The following is a 21,564-nucleotide window of genomic DNA, read 5'->3' on the forward strand; positions in this document are numbered from 1 at the left end:
ATATTAAATGGTAATGAGAATGATTATTCTGTCTAATATCTTGATGATCCTTAAATACTATTTATTAATTTCACCGATAATATTAAAAAATTATCCCACTTAAATTAAGTGGGATAATGAACAAAAGAAATTGTTATTTTAAATAACGAAAATAAAAAATATTTAACATGATAAATATCGTAATATTCCTTCAGCCGCCTCTCTTCCTTCTGCTATTGCTGTTACCACAAGATCAGAGCCTCGTACAATATCGCCACCAGCAAACACTTTAGGGTTTGTTGTTTGATTTGGTATTTCTTGATTATCTGAAATAATAATTCTGCCTGAAGATGTATATTCAATATTATTTTCATCTAGCCATGGATAATGTGCAGGTTTAAAACCAAATGCCAGAATAACCGCATCAGCAGATAACAAATGCTCACTTCCTTCAATCGGCGTTAATGTTTTATCACTTTCAGTTTTAATAACACGAATACCAACCACTTTATTTTGATTATCAACTTCTATATCTGTAGGTTGAAGATTAAATAAAAATTCGCCACCTTCTTCTTTGGCGTTTTTTACTTCGCGTTTTGAACCCGGCATATTGCTTTCATCACGGCGATAAACACAAGTGACTTTATTTGCACCTTGTCGAACTGCAGTACGAACACAGTCCATTGCGGTATCGCCACCTCCTAATACCACGACATTTTTATTTTTCAGGTCGATATAAGGTGTTTGGGGATCTTCCCCATAATTCATTAAATAACGTGTATTACCAATTAAATAAGGTAGGGCGCTATAAACACCATCAGCATTTTCATTAGGGAAATGACCGCTTAAACTGTGGTAAGTGCCCAATCCTAGAAAAACTGCGTCATATTGTGCTATTAGCGTATTTAGGGCGATATCTTTACCTATTTCCGTATTAAGGCAAAACTCAATACCCATTTCACTAAATAATTCGCGACGTCGGATCATCAGTGATTTTTCGAGTTTAAAAGAGGGTATCCCAAACGTAAGTAATCCCCCAATTTCTGGATGTTTATCATAAACAACCGGTTTCACACCTTGTCGAATAAGAACATCTGCACAGGCAAGACCCGCAGGGCCAGCACCAATAATTGCGACCTTTTTATCGGTCATTGTGACGTGAGAAAGATCGGGACGCCATCCTTGTGCTAAGGCGGTGTCATTAATGTAACGTTCAATATTGCCAATGGTAACGGCACCAAAATCATCATTAAGCGTACAGGCACCTTCACAAAGCCTATCTTGAGGGCAAACGCGACCACAAATTTCAGGCAAACTGTTTGTTTGATGAGAAAGTTCAGCCGCTTCAATAATACGCCCTTCGTTTGCCAGCTTTAACCAATTAGGAATGTAATTATGGACAGGGCATTTCCATTCACAATAAGGATTACCGCAACTTAAACAGCGATCAGCTTGTGCAGAGGCTTGCTGTGGCGAAAAGGCCTCATAGATTTCAACAAACTCAATTTTGCGAATGGCTAACGGTTTTTTAGTCGGCTCAACACGATTTAAGTCGATAAACTGATACACATTCTGACTCATAATATTCTCCTATTGTGCCTGAACGCGTAATTCAGCAGATGAACGACGAGGATGACCAAGCAACGCATTGACATCACTGGATTTTGGCTTAACTAACTTGAAGTGTTGTGACCAATATTCCCACTGTGAAAGTAATCTTTCTCCTTGCTGGGAGCCTGTGAGTCTGACATGTTCTGCAATCATGCCACGTAGATGTTCAGCGAGAATGGCAAAGGATGCAACTGGGAGCAACTCAATCGATGACGTGTTGATCCGTTGTGATAACGTGAGATCTTCATCTAATAGATAGGCAAATCCCCCCGTCATTCCCGCACCAAAGTTAATCCCTGTTTTACCCAGAACGCAGACAATACCGCCCGTCATATATTCACAGCCGTTATCACCAACGCCTTCAACGACAGCAATTGCGCCAGAGTTTCTGACGGCAAAACGTTCGCCAGCCAATCCAGAGGCATAGAGTTTTCCGCCTGTTGCGCCATAAAGGCAGGTATTACCCATAATGGTTGCATGATGACTTTTAAATGCAGAGCCAACGGGTGGCGAAATTACAATACGACCTCCTGCCATGCCTTTGCCTACATAATCATTAGCATCACCCACTAAGGTTAATTCAACACCTTGTGCATTCCATACACCAAAGCTTTGCCCCGCAGTTCCCGTAAAATTGAGTTTTATAGGTGTTGCAGATAACCCATTCTCGCCATATTTCTTAGCAATAATGCCAGATAACGTTGCTCCTACAGAGCGGTCTGTATTACGAATATCAAAATAGCATGTTTGGCTTTTTTGTTGTTCAACAGCATCACGAGTTTGAGCTACGATATGCTGATTTAATTCGCCTTTATCATAAGTATTATTATTTTCCTGACAATAAAGCACATTGCCTGATGGTGATGTCGCGGTTTCTAATAATCCACCCAAAGAGAGTTTTTGCTGTTTACTACTCACACCTTCTAGACATGAAAGCAGATCGGTTCGACCGATTAAATCTGTGATTTTTCTTACGCCAAGTAATGCCATTAACTCACGAGTTTCTTGCGCAATAAAACGGAAGTAGTTAATAACGCGTTCTGGTAATCCGTGATAATGGTGACGACGAAGCGTTTCATCTTGAGTTGCAACACCCATTGCACAATTATTTAAATGGCAAATGCGTAGATATTTGCAGCCTAATGCCACCATAGGACCAGTACCAAAACCAAAACTCTCTGCACCTAAAATTGCTGCTTTAATAATATCTAGACCGGTTTTTAATCCACCATCGACTTGCAAACGAATTTTATGACGTAAACTATTTGCCACTAATGCTTGTTGAGTTTCAACTAAGCCCAGCTCCCACGGGCTACCTGCATATTTTACAGAAGTTAAAGGGCTTGCACCTGTGCCGCCGTCATAACCTGCAATGGTTATCAAATCTGCGTAAGCTTTGGCAACACCAGTAGCAATAGTGCCCACACCTGGCTCTGACACGAGTTTTACAGAAATCAGTGCCGTTGGATTGATCTGTTTTAAATCGAAAATAAGCTGTGCTAAATCTTCAATAGAGTAGATATCGTGATGAGGTGGCGGTGATATTAGGGTAACACCGGGTACGGCATAACGCAGTTGCGCAATATAAGGCGTCACTTTATCGCCGGGAAGTTGTCCGCCTTCACCGGGTTTTGCCCCTTGTGCGACTTTGATTTGTAAAACATCGGCACTCATGAGATAAGAAGGTGTCACGCCAAAACGACCCGACGCAATTTGTTTAATGCGTGAGACTTTATTAGTCCCGTAACGAGCTGGATCTTCGCCACCTTCGCCTGAATTTGAAAATCCCCCCAATGTATTCATCGCTTGCGCAAGCGCTTCATGAGCTTCTCGGCTTAGCGCCCCAATTGACATTGCGGCAGTATCAAAGCGTTTAAATAATTCTGTTTCAGGTTCAACTTCTTCAATCGAGATAGGCGTTGTCTTGTTATTGAGAACTAGCATATCGCGTAAGGTTGTAATTGGACGCTGTTGTACAAGGTTTGCATAATGCTGATAGTCGGCATATTCCCCGCTATTTACGGCTTTTTGTAGTGCTTGCACGACATCAGGGTTATAGGCGTGGTATTCCCCTTTATGGGCGTATTTTAATAAACCACCCGCGTCTAAAGGATGGCGAGTTAACCAAGCCCGCTTAGACAAATTAAATAAATCGTGTTCAAAATCGCTAAAATCGGCACCATTAATCCGATTATCAACGCCCGCAAAACAGAGTTCGACAACGCTATCATTTAATCCAACAGCTTCAAAAAGTTGAGAGCAACGGTAAGAAGCAACAGTTGAAATGCCCATTTTGGACATGATCTTATACAAGCCTTTATTTATGCCGTTACGGTAATTGAGCATCACTTGGGCATAGCTTGCTTGCAGGATTTTTTTATCAACACGTTGCGCTAAAGATTCATAAGCAAGATAAGGATAAATAGCAGTAGCACCAAATCCGAGTAATACGGCGAAATGGTGAGGATCACGGGCGCTTGCCGTTTCGACAATGATATTGGCATCACAACGTAAGTTATTATCTACCAACGCTTTTTGTACGGCGCCAACTGCCATAGGAGCAGGAATAGGCAATCGCTCTTTAGTGATATTTCTATCTGATAATACCAATAATACTGCACCATGGTGAACTTCCTGTTGTGCTTTTGCGCATAATTGGTGTAATGCTGTTTCTAAATTGCATTCTGTTGGTTGATAAGTGATATCAAGATGAACAGATTGGTAATAAGGATTTTTTTGATTAATAAGCTGTTGGAAGTCGCTATAAAGCAAAATAGGCGATTTAAAACTCAGCCGATGTGCTTGTCCTTCCGCTTCACAAAACACATTCATCTCGCGTCCAATGCAAGTCGCTAAAGACATGACATGTGCTTCTCTTAATGGATCTATAGGAGGATTTGTTACTTGCGCAAATTTTTGCCTGAAATAATCATAAATAAGGCGAGGGCGTTGAGAAAGTACAGCAAATGGGGTGTCATCACCCATTGAACCTGTGGCTTCTTGCCCGTTTTCTGCAAGCACATGCAAAATACTTTCAAGCTCTTCTTGGCTATAGGCAAATTGTTTTTGATACGTGGCTAATAAAGCGTCATTAAAGGCGCGTTGTCCTGTGGCTTGTTGTTCTGGTAACTCTTCAAACGGTGTTAAGCGTTTAACATTGCGCTCTAGCCACAGTTTATAAGGATGGCGTCTTTTTAAATCTTCATCCGTTTCGGCAGAATGCAAAATACGTCCATGATGCGTATCGATAACCATTAACTCGCCGGGGCCGACGCGTCCTTTTTCTCGCACTTCATCAGGTTGATAATCCCAAATACCAATTTCAGAAGCACAAGTGATGATGTTATCTGTGGTGATAACGTAGCGAGCAGGGCGCAAACCATTTCTATCTAGCGTACATGCAGCATAACGACCATCTGATAACACAATGCCCGCAGGTCCATCCCAAGGCTCCATATGCATTGAGTTAAAATCAAAAAAGGCACGAAGATCTTCATCCATTTGTGGATTATTTTGCCATGCTGGTGGCACTAACAATCGCATTGCACGAACAATATCCATACCGCCATTGAGAAAAAGCTCTAGCATATTGTCGAGTGAACTTGAATCGGAGCCACTTTCATTGACAAAAGGAGCCGCACTTTGTAAATCAGGAATAAGTGGAGTATGGAATTTATAGGCACGCGCTTTGGCCCATTGGCGATTACCTGTAATAGTATTAATTTCACCGTTATGTGCTAAATAACGAAAAGGTTGTGCAAGTGGCCATCTAGGAGTGGTGTTAGTTGAAAAACGCTGGTGGAATAAACAAATTGAAGATTCCATACGGAGATCAGCAAGATCGGTAAAAAAACGCGGTAGATCGATGGCCATACAAAGACCTTTATAAACCGTCACCAAATTAGAAAGACTACAAATATAAAAATCATTGTCAGTAATGCGCTTTTCAATGCGTCTGCGGGCAACAAAGAGTCGTCTCTCAATATCACTTATCCGCCAGCCTGCGGGGGCATTAACAAAAACTTGTTCGATTAAAGGGAGAGAAGAAAGGGCAATACTGCCTAAAATATCCGTGTTAATAGGCACTTTACGCCAACCAACAATGGAAAGCGTTTCACGTTGTAGTTCTTCTTCGACAATGAGCCGACATTGTTTGGCGATATTGGGATCTTGGCTTAAAAATAGCATCCCGACGGCGTAATTTTTTGCTAGATGCCAGCCTTTTTCTTGTGCAACTAATTGGAAAAAACGCTCTGGTTTTTGTAAGAGTAATCCGCACCCATCGCCGGTTTTACCATCAGAAAGAATCGCACCACGATGTTGCATTCTGGCAAGACCATGTATGGCATTTCTGACAATCTTATGGCTGGCTTGCCCTTCAATATGCGCGATCAACCCAAACCCACAATTGTCTTTTTCCTGTGTCTTTTGATAGAGCATTTTTTTGCTTCCTACTTAGTTTACTGGGCGCCTCAAAAAAGAGCGCAAAAGGAACGTTTTGGCTCTAAGTATGTAGGTAAATTTATGGGTGCTCAGTCGGGTGATGTTGTGTTTGCCTAGCTTGGTGTGTTTTTTATATTGCTATGCAATGCCTTTTCAACTTATCGATAAATAAAAATCAGGTCAATGTGTAGGGATATTTGACTGAGATAAAATAGATAAGGAATTTTTTATTTTAATATATTGATTAATAACTAAATTATTCTATTTTAAAATAGTATAGGAGTGATTTTTTAATGTGAGCTATATCACTTTATTTGAGTGGTTTAGCTTTATCTCATCCTTTAATGATAAGAACAGCTAGTGAGTTATTCTGCTGAATATATTGATTTTGGAATTTTATTGTTTTTATACATTTTGTATAAAAAAAGACAAATTGAATTTTTTTTAATAAGGTCTATTTATTGTTGATATTGCTATCGTTTATGTTGCTTGGTTTTGTATTATTTTCATGAATGCATGTGTTGTGAATAGATTCGTTGAGAGAAAATAGAGGGTGAAATCAAACAAAGTAATGAGAAATAAACACTCTTAGCAAGATTTCTGAATGTTCGCCACTGCGCCAATTCATTTTTGGGTTATCATTCCATAGATTCAATATATTGGAGTTTTCAATGAAATTGCTCAAAGGGCTTGCCCAATACTACGTTGACTTAATGATGAGGCTGGGGCTAATTCGCTTCTCATTATTGTTAGCTTCTGCATTAGTTGTTTTAGCGATGGTTGTTCAAATGGCGGTGACATTCTTGCTTGCAGGTGATGTTACCAGTATTGACCTTGTTCGCTCTATTTTCTTTGGGCTGATTATTACGCCTTGGGCTGTCTATTTTCTCTCTGTTGTGGTTGAACAACTTGAAGAGTCACGACGCCGTTTATCTCGTATGGTGGATAAACTCGGTGTAATGCGCCAGCGCGACTTAGAGCTTAACTCTCAATTAAAAGAGAATATTGAGCAATTAAACTTGGAAATTCAAGAGCGTGAAAAAGTTGAAAAAGCGCACCTTGAACTACTAGAAAAACTAAAAAGTGAAATGAAGCGTCGTGAATTGACGCAAATCGAGCTTGAACAGCAATCCTCACTTCTACGTTCATTCCTAGATGCCTCTCCTGACTTAGTGTATTACCGCAATGAAGATAATGAATTTTCAGGATGTAACCGCGCGACGGAATTACTGACAGGTAAAAGTGAGAAGCAACTTATCGGCTTAACCCCACTTGATGTGTATGACGAAGATATTGCTGCAAAAGTGATGGAAACGGATGAAAAAGTCTTCCGTCATAATGTGTCACTCACTTATGAGCAGTGGTTAGTTTATCCTGATGGTCGCAAGGCTTGTTTTGAACTACGCAAAGTGCCGTTTTATGATCGTATTGGTAAACGCCATGGCTTAATGGGCTTTGGACGTGACATTACAGAGCGTAAGCGCTATCAAGACGCGTTAGAGAACGCGAGCCGTGATAAAACCACCTTTATCTCAACAATCAGCCATGAATTGCGTACACCGCTAAATGGTATTGTTGGATTAAGCCGTATTTTATTGGATACCGAACTTTCACCAGAACAACTCAATTACTTAAAAACGATCCATGTGAGTGCGATTACGTTGGGGAATATTTTCAATGACGTGATTGAGATGGACAAAATTGAGCGTAGAAAAATTCAGTTAGATAATCAGCCCATTGACTTCACGGAATTTATTTCTGATTTAGAAAACCTGTCTGGACTGTTAGTACAGCCAAAAGGATTGAAATTCACACTCGAAGCAGAAGAAACGCTACCGCACAAGATAACTTCTGATGGAACTCGATTACGCCAGATCTTATGGAACCTCATTGGTAATGCGGTGAAATTTACCCAAGAAGGTGAAATCAAAGTGCGTATTTGGCAAGAAGCGCCAGATAAGTTGTTCTTTGAAGTGAAAGATAGCGGAATTGGCATTCCAAAAAGTGAGCTTGAGAAGATCTTTGCCATGTACTATCAAGTCAATGATAGTCAAGGTGGTCGTTCTGCAACGGGAACGGGTATCGGGCTTGCGGTCTCAAAACGCCTAGCACAGCATATGGGCGGTGATATTCGTGTTGAGAGTGAGTTAGGTGAGGGTTCTACCTTTACGCTCTCTATCGTCGCTCCTGCGATTGAAGAGCGCCACGATATCGAAAGTGATGATGAACTATTATTACCCGCTTTAAATATTCTGCTTGTTGAAGATATTGAACTTAACGTGATTGTTGCCTGCTCTGTTTTAGAAAAACTGGGTAATACCGTTGATGTCGCAATGACAGGGCAAGAAGCGCTATCGATGTTTAAGCCGGATGAATATGATTTAGTGCTATTAGACATTCAACTACCGGATATGACCGGGTTCGATATTTCAAGAAAATTACGCAAAGAATTCGACAGTAATGAACTTCCCCCTCTTATCGCTTTAACAGCAAATGTTTTGAAAGATAAAAAAGAGTATTTAGATGCGGGAATGAATGATGTGCTAAGCAAACCACTTTCTGTGGATGCACTTACCGCGATTATCAATAAATTCTGGGGTGATGGTGCGGTTTCTGTGCCATGTAATGAGTCATCGGAATTGTTGAATAAAAATGAAGAATTATTAGATATAGACATGCTGAATCAATACATCGAACTTGTCGGACCTCAATTAATCACTGATGGTCTAGATGTTTTTGAAAAGATGATGCCTAGTTATATGTCAGTCCTTGAATCTAACTTAACAGCTCGTGATGAGAAGGGGATTTCAGAGGAAGGACATAAAATTAAAGGGGCTGCGGGTTCTATTGGTTTAAAACATTTACAGCAACTCGCTAAACAAATCCAATCATCGGAATTACCAGCTTGGTGGGACAATGTGCAAGAGTGGGTAGATGAGTTAGAAAGAGATTGGAGAAAGGATGTGGAAAGTTTAAGAAACTGGTTATCAGACGCTAGAAAAAAATAACCCCAACCGAAGGTTGGGGTGCGCGAATACTGCGCCAACACCAGGGAAACTTTTCTATCCGCTTTTTTGATTCTCATTACATAGGCGAATAGGATGAAACTATTCCATACATCATACAAGCAACAAAATAGCAAAGATAAGTTTTTTTGTTACAAGAAACATTTAAATATGTGATGCCGATTGGTGTTTACACCTATAAATGGGTAACTAGTAATCTACTACAAACGGAGAAAGATATGAAATCAATTGCGGTAATTTTAAGTGGCTGTGGTGTATTTGATGGGAGCGAAATCCATGAATCAGTGCTCACAATGCTTGCTTTAAGCCAAAATAATGCTGAAGTTCATTATTTTTCACCTAATGATTTACAACCAACTGTAATTAATCATATTACAGGTGAAGAAAAATCAGAAAAAAGGAATATGATGGAGGAATCTGCTCGTATTTCTCGTGGAAAAATCTCCCCTTTATCAGAAGCAAAGGCTGAAAACTTTGATGCTGTCATTATTCCTGGTGGCTTTGGTGCGGCGAAGAATTTATGCAATTTCGCCACAAAAGGAAGTGACTGTGAAATTAACAAAGATCTCTTAAGATTTGTACAAGCAATGCATCAGCAAAATAAGCCATTAGGGCTAATATGTATTGCACCTGTAATGTTACCAAAAATGTTAAATGCTCCAGTGAAATTAACAATTGGAAACGACGCAGAAACAGCGCGTGCAATTGAAAAAATGGGCGGTATGCATATAGATTGTCCGGTTGATGATATTGTTGTTGATGAAAAATACCGTGTTGTCACAACCCCTGCTTATATGCTTGCACAATCTATTGCACAAGCACAGGTCGGTATTGAGAAACTGGTTAAGAAAGTCCTTGAGATGGCATAAATAGTAGGTAAAAACAGCAGATGGTACTGGTGAGAAAGTTAAAGAAACTATTAATTATTTTAATTGCTTTATGGCTGTTAACAGTTGTGCTGTTTTCTTTTTTGCCCGTACCTTTTTCTGCTGTGATGGTTCAAAGACAAATTTCTGCTTGGAGTGAGTTTGATTTCTCTTATGTATCACATTCCACTTGGGTAAGTGAAGAAGAGATAGCTTCTGTGATGTATTTAGCCGTTATTGCCTCTGAAGATCAAAATTTCCCCAAACATTGGGGCTTTGATTTTGATGCTATTGAGAAAGTTTTCAAAAAAAATCATAACAACGGGAAAACATTACGTGGTGCATCGACTATTTCTCAGCAAACGGTCAAAAATCTCTTTTTATGGGATGGTCGTAGTTGGATAAGAAAAGGGCTTGAGACGGGAATGACGCCCGTTGTGGAGCTTATTTGGTCAAAAAAACGTATTTTAACGGTGTATCTGAATATTGTTGAATTTGGTGATGGGATCTTCGGTGTAGAGCAGGCTTCTCAACACTATTTTAGAAAGCCAGCGAAACAACTTACAAGTCATGAAGCTGCATTATTAGCTGCAGTATTACCTAATCCGCATATTTATCACGTAAATAAACCTTCTGCTTATACCCTAAAACGGCAACAGTGGATCTTAAATCAGATGCGGTTAATGGGTGGAATATCCTTTTTAAAGAAAAATAATTTGTAACACTTTTATAAGGTTGGAAACACTTTATTTTCTGGCTCTGCAATTTTTTCTGAAATTTTGTTTATTGTCGATGGATCATTAGCTTGACGAGATTGAATACGAAACTGTGACGGCGTCATGCCGTATTTACGTTTAAAGGCATCACAAAAATAAGCATTACTGCCAAATCCACAACGATGGCTGATTTGAAATACCGAGTAATTAGAGAATGTAAGGTAGTTTAAGGCGATCCCCATTCTGACATCTAATAGCAATTGGCAGAATGAAACCCCTTCTTTATTTAAATGCCGACGTAATGTCGATGGCGTCGTAAACAATGTTTTTGCGACATCGTCTAAATGCCATTTTCGCTGTGGATCTTGTGTTATCAGATGTGTAATCGCCTGATTTTTCGGTTCATCATAGTTAAAACGAAAGATATTTAGAATATCTACACCCGCCTGATACACCGCCATTAAAATAAAGAACAAACACTGCTGCATAAACATGGTTTCTTGTGATGGAGAGCCATGTGGTAGCGGTAAACACTGTTTTAAAATTCCAAAATTACTTTTTATTACTTCAGGAGTCGATAAATGGTAAGAAGGAAGATGGCTTGTTAGTGGTGAGCTAGATTTAATGAAAGGCTTTAATAAAGAGAAAACAGATTGAAGCTCTGTTTCACATAACACAAGCGTGTGTAGTTCAATAGATTTATGCGTAAATTGGCTGACAATATCGCAAGAAACTTGACTGTATTTCGGAATAATCAGCGTTAAATGGCTAGATACATCAATAGTTTGTCCATTGATGCAAATTGTACCTTTTGCGCCACTAACCATCGCTATCATCGGGTTTTCGATGTAAAACGTTTTTAAAGATATTTGGTTAGAGGACAGGATGTGTTTGTATTCCATGATCTCCGATATACCGTAGGCAAGTTAAGCATCAATCTTGCTTAAATGAACAATACTCAAAATAGCTCATTTGTTGTATAAATTAATAAGCCACGTCTAGAATAATAATAGAGAGTTTATTCTAATTTAAACAGGTGTTGTCATGCAAAGCAGAATCAGCATGCAGCAGAATATAATCTTGTTGATAAAACATGACAATATAGATATTTGCTCATTTTTTATATTTATTTTAAACAGTGTTATTTTTTCTAAATAAATTGTTATTTATTCAAAACGCATTTTTCGTAATAAGGTGTAGAATCGCGCGTCACAGACGAAGGAGATTATCCTGTTCTTAGGATATCACTGTTTGTCTTTTATCCACACCCTATCCAACATTCATTAGCTTATTTTCTATTTGATTTTGAATGATTCATCTTATGGATAGCGCTGTATGTATTCACGTATTTTCCTGATTTATTGATAATTTTGCCGAGTTGGCAGGAGTGAGTATGTCTGACTTTTCAGGAAAGGGTTGGCTTGCTGAAATCGTTTTACGCTATGAAGTAAAACGCGAAATAACACGTCTTACAGAAAAACGCCATATTGGCCCATTAATGGTTCAGCGTCCTTTTTATCCTGAGCAAGGTATTGCACACACCTATTTGCTTCATCCCCCAGGCGGCGTGGTTGGTGGCGATAAGCTATTGATCAATATTGATGTGCAGCCTCAAGCGCACGCGTTGCTCACAACACCCGGAGCCACTAAGTTTTACCGTAGTGCAGGCGGTGTTGCTCGGCAAATTCAAACCTTAAAAGTGGCAGCTAATGGCTTTTTAGAGTGGTTACCTCAAGAAAATATCTTTTTTCCTGAAGCGCAAGTTCTCCTAGAAACACATATTCATATTGCATCTACAGCCAGATTTATTGGCTGGGAAATCCAATGTTTTGGTCGCCCCGTTTTAAATGAATGGTTTGAAAATGGCAATGTAAAAGGGCGTTTAAATTTCTATATCGATGAAAAGCTAACATTAACTGAGTCGCTTTTTGTCGATGGTTTGCAAAAAAGATCGGCTGCCATGCGTGAGTTTCCGATGTTGGGATCACTTTATATTTATCCCGCAACAGACGAATTAAAAAGCCTTATTCAACAAAGTATCGAGGCTTTCTCAGCCGCTTACGATCATGTTATCGAATATGGCTTAACGGATGTAGACGGTATTTTAGTTTTACGGTTATTAGGCTCTCAAACAGAGCCAATGATGGCGTGTTTTGCTCAAGTTTGGCAAACCGTTAGACAACACTGGTTAGGGTATTGCCCTGAGCCGCCTCGTATATGGGCGACATAATCGTTAATTTTAGGAGCAGAAATGGAATTAACACCAAGAGAAAAAGATAAATTACTGCTTTTTACCGCGGGTCTTGTTGCTGAAAGACGTTTAGCAAAAGGGCTTAAGCTTAATTATCCTGAAGCGGTTGCACTGATCAGTTGTGCCATTATGGAAGGGGCGAGAGAGGGTAAAACGGTTGCCCAACTAATGAGCGAAGGTCGCACTGTTTTGACAGCAGAACAAGTCATGGAAGGGGTGCCAGAAATGATCAAAGACATTCAAGTCGAATGCACATTTCCTGATGGCACAAAGCTTGTTTCTATTCACGATCCTATTGTGTAGGTAACAACATGATACCCGGTGAAATTAGAGTTAACCAAGCATTAGGCGATATCGAACTTAATGCAGGTCGAGAAACAAAAACAATACAGGTTGCCAATCATGGCGATAGACCCGTGCAAGTCGGCTCTCATTATCATTTTTATGAAGTGAATGACGCATTAAAATTTGAACGAGAAGGCACTTTGGGTTTTCGTTTAAATATTCCAGCGGGCATGGCGGTTCGCTTTGAACCCGGTCAAAGTCGTACAGTCGAATTGGTGGCTTTCGCAGGAAAACGTGAAATTTACGGTTTTCATGGCAAAGTGATGGGTAAATTGGAGAGTGAGAAAAAATGAAAACTATCTCACGTCAAGCTTATGCAGATATGTTTGGCCCCACAACTGGCGACCGTCTGCGATTAGCCGACACGGAGCTTTTTCTTGAAATTGAAAAAGATTTCACCACTTATGGCGAAGAGGTCAAATTTGGTGGTGGTAAAGTTATCCGTGATGGTATGGGGCAGAGCCAAGTCATCAATGCTGAATGTGTCGATGTGCTTATTACAAACGCCATTATTTTAGATCATTGGGGGATCGTAAAAGCGGATATCGGTATTAAAGATGGTCGCATTGTGGGTATCGGTAAAGCCGGTAATCCTGATGTACAGCCTAACGTGGATATTGTTGTAGGACCTGCCACTGAAGTGGTTGCTGGCGAAGGTAAAATTATTACTGCTGGTGGCGTTGATACGCATATTCACTTTATCTGCCCGCAACAAGCACAAGAAGGTTTAGTTTCTGGTGTCACCACGTTTATTGGTGGTGGTACAGGGCCAGTAGCCGGAACAAATGCAACGACAGTAACGCCGGGTATTTGGAACATGCACCGCATGTTAGAAGCGGTTGATGAGCTTCCGATTAACGTTGGCTTATTCGGTAAAGGCTGTGTGAGTCAACCTGAAGCCGTTCGTGAGCAAATTGAAGCGGGGGCTATTGGTCTAAAAATTCATGAAGATTGGGGCGCAACACCAATGGCAATTCATAACTGCCTTAATGTTGCCGATGAAATGGATGTGCAAGTTGCTATTCACTCTGACACTTTAAATGAAGGCGGTTTTTATGAAGAAACCGTGAAAGCAATTGCGGGTCGTGTGATCCACGTTTTTCACACCGAAGGCGCGGGAGGTGGGCACGCACCCGATGTCATTAAATCAGTCGGAGAGCCAAATATTCTCCCTGCTTCAACCAATCCAACAATGCCTTATACCATTAACACGGTAGATGAGCATCTTGATATGTTGATGGTTTGCCATCACCTTGATCCGTCCATTCCTGAAGATGTGGCTTTTGCTGAATCTCGTATTCGCCGTGAAACTATCGCTGCGGAAGATATTTTGCATGATATGGGCGCTATTTCTGTTATGTCGTCAGACTCACAGGCAATGGGGCGTGTTGGTGAAGTTATTCTTCGCACTTGGCAATGTGCGCATAAAATGAAATTGCAACGTGGCACATTAGAAGGTGACACTCCTGAAAGCGATAATCATCGTATTAAACGTTATGTAGCGAAATACACGATTAACCCTGCATTAGCGCATGGCATTGCACATGAAGTGGGATCAATAGAGAAAGGAAAACTTGCTGATTTGGTGTTATGGGAGCCGGCTTTCTTTGGTGTGAAACCCGCATTGATCATGAAAGGTGGCATGGTGGCTTATGCACCTATGGGTGATATTAATGCGGCTATTCCAACACCTCAACCTGTGCATTATCGTCCAATGTATGCATGTTTAGGTAAAGCGAAATATCAAACGTCGATGATCTTTATGTCGAAGGCAGGGATTGACGCAGGTGTGCCTGAAAAACTGGGCTTAAAGAGCTTAATTGGGCGTGTTAAAGGTTGTCGTAATATTACTAAAGCATCGATGATCCACAATAGTTATGTGCCTCATATCGAGCTTGATCCTCAAACCTATATTGTGAAAGCGGATGGTGTGCCATTAGTGTGTGAGCCTGCAACACAATTACCGATGGCACAGCGCTATTTCCTCTTTTAATCAGCGTGTTACCGAGAATATAGAGAATGAAAAGATTTACTCAACTTATTGATAAACAAAAAGCACTTGAAACGGCAACGTCAGAAAAACAGGCGCTTACTTTGTGTTTGACGATGGATGAAAGAACCAAAAGCCGTTTAAAAGTGACATTAAGTGATGGGCAAGAAGCGGGGTTATTTTTGCCTCGTGGTACGGTGCTAAAAGAGGGCGATATCTTACTATCAGAAGATAATACGCTGGTAACGATTGAAGCGGCAAAAGAGCAAGTTTCAACCGTGTATAGTGACGATCCACTGTTATTGGCTCGTGTTTGTTACCACTTAGGTAATCGTCACGTTCCATTACAAATCGAAGCGGGTTGGTGTCGTTATTTTCATGATCATGTTTTAGATGATATGGCGAGAGGTTTAGGCGCTAATGTGGTGGTGGGTTTAGAGAAATACCAACCGGAGCCGGGCGCTTATGGCGGATCGTCAGGTGGTCATCATCATCACCATCACTCTCATGACGATCACCATCATCACTAATTATTTAAATAGAGAGCTTATTGATGCTTGCAGATCTGCGCTTATATCAATTAGTCAGTCCTTCTTTACCCGTGGGATCGTTTACTTATTCTCAAGGGTTAGAGTGGGCGATTGAAAAGGGGTGGGTTTGTTGTCCTCAAACATTAGCGGATTGGCTAAGTACCCAAATGGCCAGCACGTTAGCAATGTTAGAGCTTCCTATCTTACGGCGATTACAAGAAAATTTGGCACAAGCCAAAATGAGTGAAGTGAGATATTGGTGTGATTTTATTGTCGCAAGTCGTGAAACGAAAGAGTTAAGACAAGAAGAGCGCCAACGAGGTATCGCTTTTGCTCGTTTACTTCCTCAATTAGATATTGAGTTAGATGACACTTTACAAGCATGTGTAAAACAGACACAACTTATGGCGTTTGCGTTAGCTGCGGTGAAATGGAATATTTCCTCTGAAAAGTTATGTTGTGCTTATGCTTGGGGTTGGCTTGAAAATGCAGTGATGTCAGGCGTAAAGCTGATCCCATTAGGGCAAAGTGCGGGGCAGAAAATATTGTTTAGCTTAGCAGAGCAAATCCCTGCCATTGTTGAGCAATCCGCACATTGGCCAACGGAAGATATTGGGAGTTTTACACCCGCACAAATTATTGCCAGTAGTCGCCATGAAACACAATACACTCGACTTTTTCGTTCATGAGAAATCTATATGCAAGAATATAATCAACCACTACGTATTGGTGTGGGTGGCCCTGTTGGATCAGGAAAAACCGCACTGTTAGAAGTTCTTTGTAAAGCAATGCGCGACACTTATGAAATCGCGGTTGTGACTAACGATATTTATACCCAAGAAGATGCCAAGATCTTAACGCGTGCTGAAGCATTAGATGCGGATCGTATTATTGGTGTCGAAACGGGAGGTTGTCCTCATACTGCGATTCGTGAAGATGCATCCATGAATCTGGCAGCGGTTGAAGAATTAGCCATGCGCCACAAAAATCTTGATATCGTTTTTGTGGAAAGCGGTGGTGATAACTTAAGTGCGACATTTAGCCCTGAGCTTGCTGATTTAACCATTTACGTCATTGATGTTGCCGAAGGTGAAAAAATTCCACGTAAAGGTGGCCCCGGTATTACCCATTCTGATCTGCTCGTGATCAACAAGATCGATTTAGCCCCTTATGTTGGTGCATCATTAGAAGTCATGGAATCAGACACCGCAAGAATGCGTCCTGTGAAGCCTTATGTTTTCACAAATCTAAAAGAAAAAGTGGGCTTGGAAACGATTATCGATTTTATCATTGATAAAGGGATGCTAAGACGCTAACGGCTTGTTGAGTAAAGGCGAGTTTTAGTCGAGAAAGAAACTGCCAGTATCGGTCATTTTATTATAAAGACCGATACTGGCAGGATAATCTAAAAACGAGATTAGCAATGGGATCAGTTAAGGTAAGTAAATGCGGTGGTTACTTTTACTACCCCTTTGGTTTCGCTGGCAATTTTTGCAACAGCAGCCCCTTCTTGGCGAGTTAAAATACCAAATAAGAACACTTCACCATTTTCAGTGATCACTTTTACAGATGAGGATTTTACTGAATCACTGCCTAAAATTTGAGAGCGAACTTTGGTTGTTAGCCATGTATCTGAAGATGCTGTGCCTAATGTCACAGGCTCGCCTTGGCGCACTTCGTTGTAGACGTTATTTACCCCTTCAACCTGACTTGCGACTTGTTTTGCTGTATTCGCAACAGACATATCAGGGCTTTGACCCGTTAACAGTATATTGCCTTGATAAGCGGTAGCGACAATACGTGAATTGCTTTTCTTGATTTGTTCGTTTTTGTTTAGAGCACCAGAAACACGCGCTTCCAAGGTACCATCGTCAACTTGTTGCCCTAATGAGCGAGGATCGGTTGCAGTTTTACCCGCAACTGCGGCCGTGCCGACAACAGCTGCGCCGATACAACCTTGCAGTAAAAGTGCAGAACACAACACTGCAGTGATAGGAAGCAATTTCATAGTAACTCCTTAGTCATCCTGATGTGGGAATAATGTATTATCAATCAAATCACAGAGACAATTGACTGTTAGCATCTGAACTTCCTGTATTCTGACGGTGCGTTGAGATGGAATACGAATTTCAACATCTTGAGGACCTAATAATCCGGCAAGCTCTCCGCCATCATAACCTGTTAATGCAACAATGGTCATATCTCGTGTAACAGCAGCTTCAACGGCTTTAATAATACTTCTGCTGTTACCATGCGTTGAGATAGCAAGTAGCACATCTCCAGCTTGGCCTAATGCACGCACTTGTTTTGCATAGATTTCATCGTGCTGCTGATTCCCCATAATTGCAGTCATCACAACGCTATCTGTGTTTAACGATAATGCAGGCAAGCTTGGGCGCTCAGTTTCAAAACGATGGATCATGCTTGCGGCAAATCGCTGTGCTGTTGCTGCTGAGCTACCGTTTCCACAGCTTAATATTTTATGGCCGTTTAACAAAGATTGAACCATCATCATGGCGGCTCTGGAAATGGCATCTGGTAATGCTTCTGCTGCTGCAATTTGAGTTTGAATACTCTCTGTAAAGCAGACTTTGATTCTATCAAGCACGTTAAGACCTATATAATCTAATTTAACGAATGAATTCCGTATAATCGAGAATGTTTTTTAACCATATTAACTGGCGTTGATTAAATGCACAAATATCGAAACGACAGTCTGAAGTCTCGATACTTTCTTTGCGTTGTGCTAACCAACATTTTGCTGTCCGCCATAAACGACGCCGTTTTGCGGTCGTAATAGAGCTTATTGCATCACCAAATAAGATATTGCGTCTAAAACGAACCTCAACAAATACCCATGTCTTCTTTTCCTGCATAATAAGATCAATTTCTCCGCAGGGATATCGGACATTACGCTCAATCAATATTAATCCTTGTTGGCGTAAATATTTTAGCGCTTTTTGTTCATAGTATAGCCCCAAAAAATAAGGGCTTTTAGAAAAAATCATCCATGATTTCCTTCTTTATCTCACTCATAAAATAAACCGCCTTTATGGCGGTTTATTTTAATGATAACTAAATATATATATTACTGTACAACAGGTTCAATTTTACCTTGTTTAAACTGCATCCAAGGAAGTTCTCTATAAACAGTACAGTTGTTTTCAACGCGCAATGAACCTGAAATACCATTAAAACGTAATGTGCCTTTTGTCAGATCATTGTAATTGTTTGCTAATGACCATGCATCAATTCCCATGGCATAAAGACGCATTAATGAGTAATCGTTCGCAAATTTGCTTGATGCTTTTTGCATTAACGGCAAATTAGCGCCAGTCATCAATGGAATATCACTAAATTGAATACCCTCCATCTCCATACGGAAATCAGGACCTGTTCCACCTTGGTTACTACGAGAACTAACATAAATTGGTGGACGTTTTTGGGTACTGATTGCCATATCAATCATTGGCTTAATTAAGGTTAATTCATCGCTAGTTGCAATGATGTAAACTGAATCAATGGCACCACCTGCAGAGGGAATAGATTGCGTCTCTAATGGTAAAGGTGCATTAGCTGTTGGTAAAACAGGCGTACCTGTCATACGAATACCCACACCACGGTTAATAGAGGCTTTTAAGCTATCAACAGAACTAAACGTTTGTTGTAAAACGGTGCCACCACCCGTACTTTGCCATTCATCAGCAAATGTTTGAGCCATTCTTTGGCCAAATTTATTATCAGGAACAATAATTAATGGGTTTGATTTTTGTTGCTGACGTAAATGTTGTGCCGCATTACGTGTTTCATCTTCTGGTGAAAGCGAGAAGAAGCACACTGTGGTTGCAGAAGGGATATTATCTAACTCATTAAGTGCTAATACAGGCAAACCACTTTGAAGCTCTATCGTCTTCATGACTTCAGGTTTTAGCAGTGGACCAACAATTAAGTTAGCGCCGTCTTGCTGTACTTTTTTCAGTAAACTATCGATAGATTGGCTATTGGTATCATAAACAATCACTTGGCGAGAGTTTTGTGCAACAGGATCTAAGCGTAATGTCGTATCACCAGAAAATGTTGAGCTATCTTTTTCTTGATCTTGAGTCGCTTGCGTATTTTCGGTTGTTTCTTTTGCCGTATCTGTTGCCGGTGTTTCTGTATTATTGATGCCCAATTCTTCTAAAATTGACGCAAGGCTATCGTCATTTTTAGGCGCTTGTGGTGCAGGCATAGCTTGAGGTTGCGGTAAGCCACTTTGTGCATCAAGGAAACCTTGGCGAATAGCTTCACCAAAGACTTTCGCTTGCCCTGTTAAAGGTAATAATAATGCGATTTGGCTACTTGTACTCACAGAAGGTTGTGATAGACGTAATAGTGATGCAGGAAGGGTTAATGCAGCCGGATTACGAGGATAGCGAGTCTGCCATTCTCTAACTGCTGTTGATAACTTATCAGCATCATCTTTGTTGTATTCATAGGTATTCAGTAAATCTAACCAACCTTGCAGGGTATTTTCATCTGCTTTGATAACAACGCCACGGCGTTGCTCTGGTGTGAGTTTGGTTAGCGTGAGCCATGTATCATCAATATTTTTCTGATGTAGCTGAGGATCAGTAATTAATGTTTCTAACCCAATATAGGCTCTAATAACATCTAAAGATGCTAGCCCTTGAGCGTCATCAATCACTTTTTGAAATTGTTTCATCTCCATTTCTGCTTTTGCAGCTGGAGTGAGAGGTTGTTCTTGTTGCCCCGTCAGGGTACAACCTGACATAATCAGCGCAGAGAGTATCGCAGTATAGGATAAACCTGTTTTAAAACGCACAAAAATTGAGGAAAGCATACTGTACCCAGTGATGTTTTATAATTATGCTCAATTTTAAATCGGTCATTCGGAATAAACAATGAATCAACCTAATCGAGCAGCGGTAACGACATCCACACTGTACATAGTACCCACACCTATTGGTAATCTGGGCGATATCACCCAGCGGGCACTTGATGTGCTGTCTCATGTCGATTTAATTGCTGCAGAAGATACCCGTCATACAGGGCTTCTATTACAGCACTTTGCTATTAACGCACGTTTGTATGCGTTACATGATCATAATGAACAGCAAAAAGCGGATCAATTAATCAGCAAATTACAACAGGGGCTAAGTATCGCATTAGTCTCTGATGCAGGTACACCATTAATTAACGATCCTGGCTATCATTTAGTCAATCAATGTCGTAAGAATGGCATTAATGTTGTGCCATTACCCGGCGCTTGTGCTGCTATTACGGCACTTTCTGCGGCAGGGCTTCCTTCTGATCGTTTTTGTTATGAAGGCTTTTTACCAGCAAAAACAAAAAGTCGTCAAGATTGTTTACGCGCATTATCAGAAGAGCCTCGTACATTGATTTTTTATGAATCAACACATCGGCTGTTAGATAGTTTAGCTGATATGGTGACAGTTTGGGGTGAAGATCGCTACGTAGTATTAGCGAGAGAGTTAACAAAAACGTGGGAAACTATTCAAGGCATGCCTGTTGGTGAGTTACTTAAATGGGTACTTGAAGATGAAAACCGTCGTAAAGGTGAAATGGTATTAATTGTTGAAGGTTATGAAAAACCTGTTGATGATGATTTTTCTCCAGAAATATTACGGACACTTGCGATTTTACAAAAAGAGTTACCGCTAAAAAAAGCGGCTGCAGTCACCGCTGAGATTTATGGCGTGAAAAAAAATGCACTCTATAAACATGTCATTGAGCAAAATGGTGAAGCTTCAGGCGAGTAAAGTGATTTTTTAGCTTCTTTTGCT

At 40.5% G+C, this 21,564-nt stretch carries 18 protein-coding genes; 11 read left to right on the forward strand and 7 right to left on the reverse strand.

The features are described from left to right. Positions 1–162: 162 nt before the first annotated feature. Positions 163–1,560 carry an FAD-dependent oxidoreductase gene (locus tag BTA34_RS01400; RefSeq protein WP_151434201.1) on the reverse strand — a complete coding sequence of 466 codons (1,398 nt, stop codon included), beginning with the start codon at positions 1,558–1,560 and terminating at the stop codon, positions 163–165. Between the two features lie 9 nt (positions 1,561–1,569). Then, entirely contained in the window at positions 1,570–6,030 is a 4,461-nt protein-coding gene (gene gltB, locus BTA34_RS01405; RefSeq protein ID WP_151434202.1) for a glutamate synthase large subunit, read from the reverse strand. A gap of 674 nt (positions 6,031–6,704) precedes the next feature. Between gltB and arcB the strand changes: the two genes are divergently transcribed. From arcB to mtgA, 3 genes are all read left to right on the forward strand, one after another. Then, positions 6,705–9,041 (forward strand): aerobic respiration two-component sensor histidine kinase ArcB, encoded by a 2,337-nt coding sequence (gene arcB / locus BTA34_RS01410; RefSeq protein ID WP_151434203.1) that lies wholly within the window; start codon positions 6,705–6,707, stop codon positions 9,039–9,041. Between the two features lie 236 nt (positions 9,042–9,277). Continuing rightward, complete coding sequence (elbB, locus tag BTA34_RS01415) at positions 9,278–9,928, forward strand: isoprenoid biosynthesis glyoxalase ElbB (protein ID WP_151434204.1); 651 nt, start codon at positions 9,278–9,280, stop codon at positions 9,926–9,928. Positions 9,929–9,948: 20 nt separating this feature from the next. Beyond that, positions 9,949–10,647 carry a monofunctional biosynthetic peptidoglycan transglycosylase gene (mtgA, locus tag BTA34_RS01420; protein ID WP_151434205.1) on the forward strand — a complete coding sequence of 233 codons (699 nt, stop codon included), beginning with the start codon at positions 9,949–9,951 and terminating at the stop codon, positions 10,645–10,647. Between the two features lie 5 nt (positions 10,648–10,652). On the opposite strand, the gene BTA34_RS01425 is transcribed toward mtgA, so the two are convergent. Beyond that, positions 10,653–11,543, reverse strand: a complete 891-nt coding sequence (locus BTA34_RS01425; RefSeq protein WP_151434206.1) for an AraC family transcriptional regulator — start codon at positions 11,541–11,543, stop codon at positions 10,653–10,655. Between the two features lie 491 nt (positions 11,544–12,034). Between BTA34_RS01425 and BTA34_RS01430 the strand changes: the two genes are divergently transcribed. Genes BTA34_RS01430 through ureG form a run of 7 tightly spaced genes read left to right on the forward strand, consistent with a single transcriptional unit; the run spans position 12,035 to position 17,073 of the window. Then, entirely contained in the window at positions 12,035–12,871 is an 837-nt protein-coding gene (locus BTA34_RS01430) for an urease accessory protein UreD (RefSeq protein ID WP_151434207.1), read from the forward strand. Between the two features lie 21 nt (positions 12,872–12,892). After that, positions 12,893–13,195 (forward strand): urease subunit gamma, encoded by a 303-nt coding sequence (locus BTA34_RS01435; protein WP_023582851.1) that lies wholly within the window; start codon positions 12,893–12,895, stop codon positions 13,193–13,195. 8 nt (positions 13,196–13,203) lie between these two features. Then, a complete protein-coding gene (locus BTA34_RS01440) occupies positions 13,204–13,530 on the forward strand; it encodes an urease subunit beta (protein ID WP_069368686.1) in 327 nt (108 codons plus the stop codon). Then, positions 13,527–15,230, forward strand: a complete 1,704-nt coding sequence (gene ureC / locus BTA34_RS01445) for an urease subunit alpha (protein WP_151434208.1) — start codon at positions 13,527–13,529, stop codon at positions 15,228–15,230. Before BTA34_RS01440 ends, ureC begins: the two co-directional genes overlap by 4 nt. 26 nt (positions 15,231–15,256) lie before the next feature. Continuing rightward, on the forward strand, positions 15,257–15,757 hold the full coding sequence (gene ureE, locus BTA34_RS01450) for an urease accessory protein UreE (protein ID WP_151434209.1): 501 nt from the start codon (positions 15,257–15,259) through the stop codon (positions 15,755–15,757). Between the two features lie 23 nt (positions 15,758–15,780). Further along, positions 15,781–16,446, forward strand: coding sequence for an urease accessory protein UreF (locus BTA34_RS01455; RefSeq protein WP_265576146.1), 666 nt, complete (start codon positions 15,781–15,783; stop codon positions 16,444–16,446). Positions 16,447–16,455: 9 nt separating this feature from the next. Further along, on the forward strand, positions 16,456–17,073 hold the full coding sequence (gene ureG / locus BTA34_RS01460) for an urease accessory protein UreG (protein ID WP_023582846.1): 618 nt from the start codon (positions 16,456–16,458) through the stop codon (positions 17,071–17,073). A gap of 113 nt (positions 17,074–17,186) precedes the next feature. Here the strand turns inward: ureG and dolP are convergent, their stop codons facing one another. The 4 genes from dolP to BTA34_RS01480 all read right to left on the reverse strand — a co-directional run bounded on the left by dolP (position 17,187) and on the right by BTA34_RS01480 (position 20,600). Next, positions 17,187–17,765 (reverse strand): division/outer membrane stress-associated lipid-binding lipoprotein, encoded by a 579-nt coding sequence (dolP, locus tag BTA34_RS01465; RefSeq protein ID WP_023582845.1) that lies wholly within the window; start codon positions 17,763–17,765, stop codon positions 17,187–17,189. Between the two features lie 9 nt (positions 17,766–17,774). After that, positions 17,775–18,365 carry a DnaA initiator-associating protein DiaA gene (gene diaA / locus BTA34_RS01470; RefSeq protein ID WP_004245257.1) on the reverse strand — a complete coding sequence of 197 codons (591 nt, stop codon included), beginning with the start codon at positions 18,363–18,365 and terminating at the stop codon, positions 17,775–17,777. A gap of 22 nt (positions 18,366–18,387) precedes the next feature. Next, complete coding sequence (locus BTA34_RS01475) at positions 18,388–18,765, reverse strand: YraN family protein (RefSeq protein ID WP_151434211.1); 378 nt, start codon at positions 18,763–18,765, stop codon at positions 18,388–18,390. An 80-nt stretch (positions 18,766–18,845) separates the two neighbouring features. Then, a complete protein-coding gene (locus BTA34_RS01480; RefSeq protein ID WP_151434212.1) occupies positions 18,846–20,600 on the reverse strand; it encodes a penicillin-binding protein activator in 1,755 nt (584 codons plus the stop codon). A 61-nt stretch (positions 20,601–20,661) separates the two neighbouring features. Here BTA34_RS01480 and rsmI point away from each other — a divergent pair, with 61 nt between their 5' ends. Beyond that, complete coding sequence (rsmI, locus tag BTA34_RS01485) at positions 20,662–21,540, forward strand: 16S rRNA (cytidine(1402)-2'-O)-methyltransferase (protein WP_151434213.1); 879 nt, start codon at positions 20,662–20,664, stop codon at positions 21,538–21,540. The last annotated feature ends 24 nt before the right edge of the window (positions 21,541–21,564 follow it).

The sequence above is a fragment of the Proteus sp. CD3 genome (assembly GCF_008808075.1).
Classification (GTDB): domain Bacteria; phylum Pseudomonadota; class Gammaproteobacteria; order Enterobacterales; family Enterobacteriaceae; genus Proteus; species Proteus appendicitidis.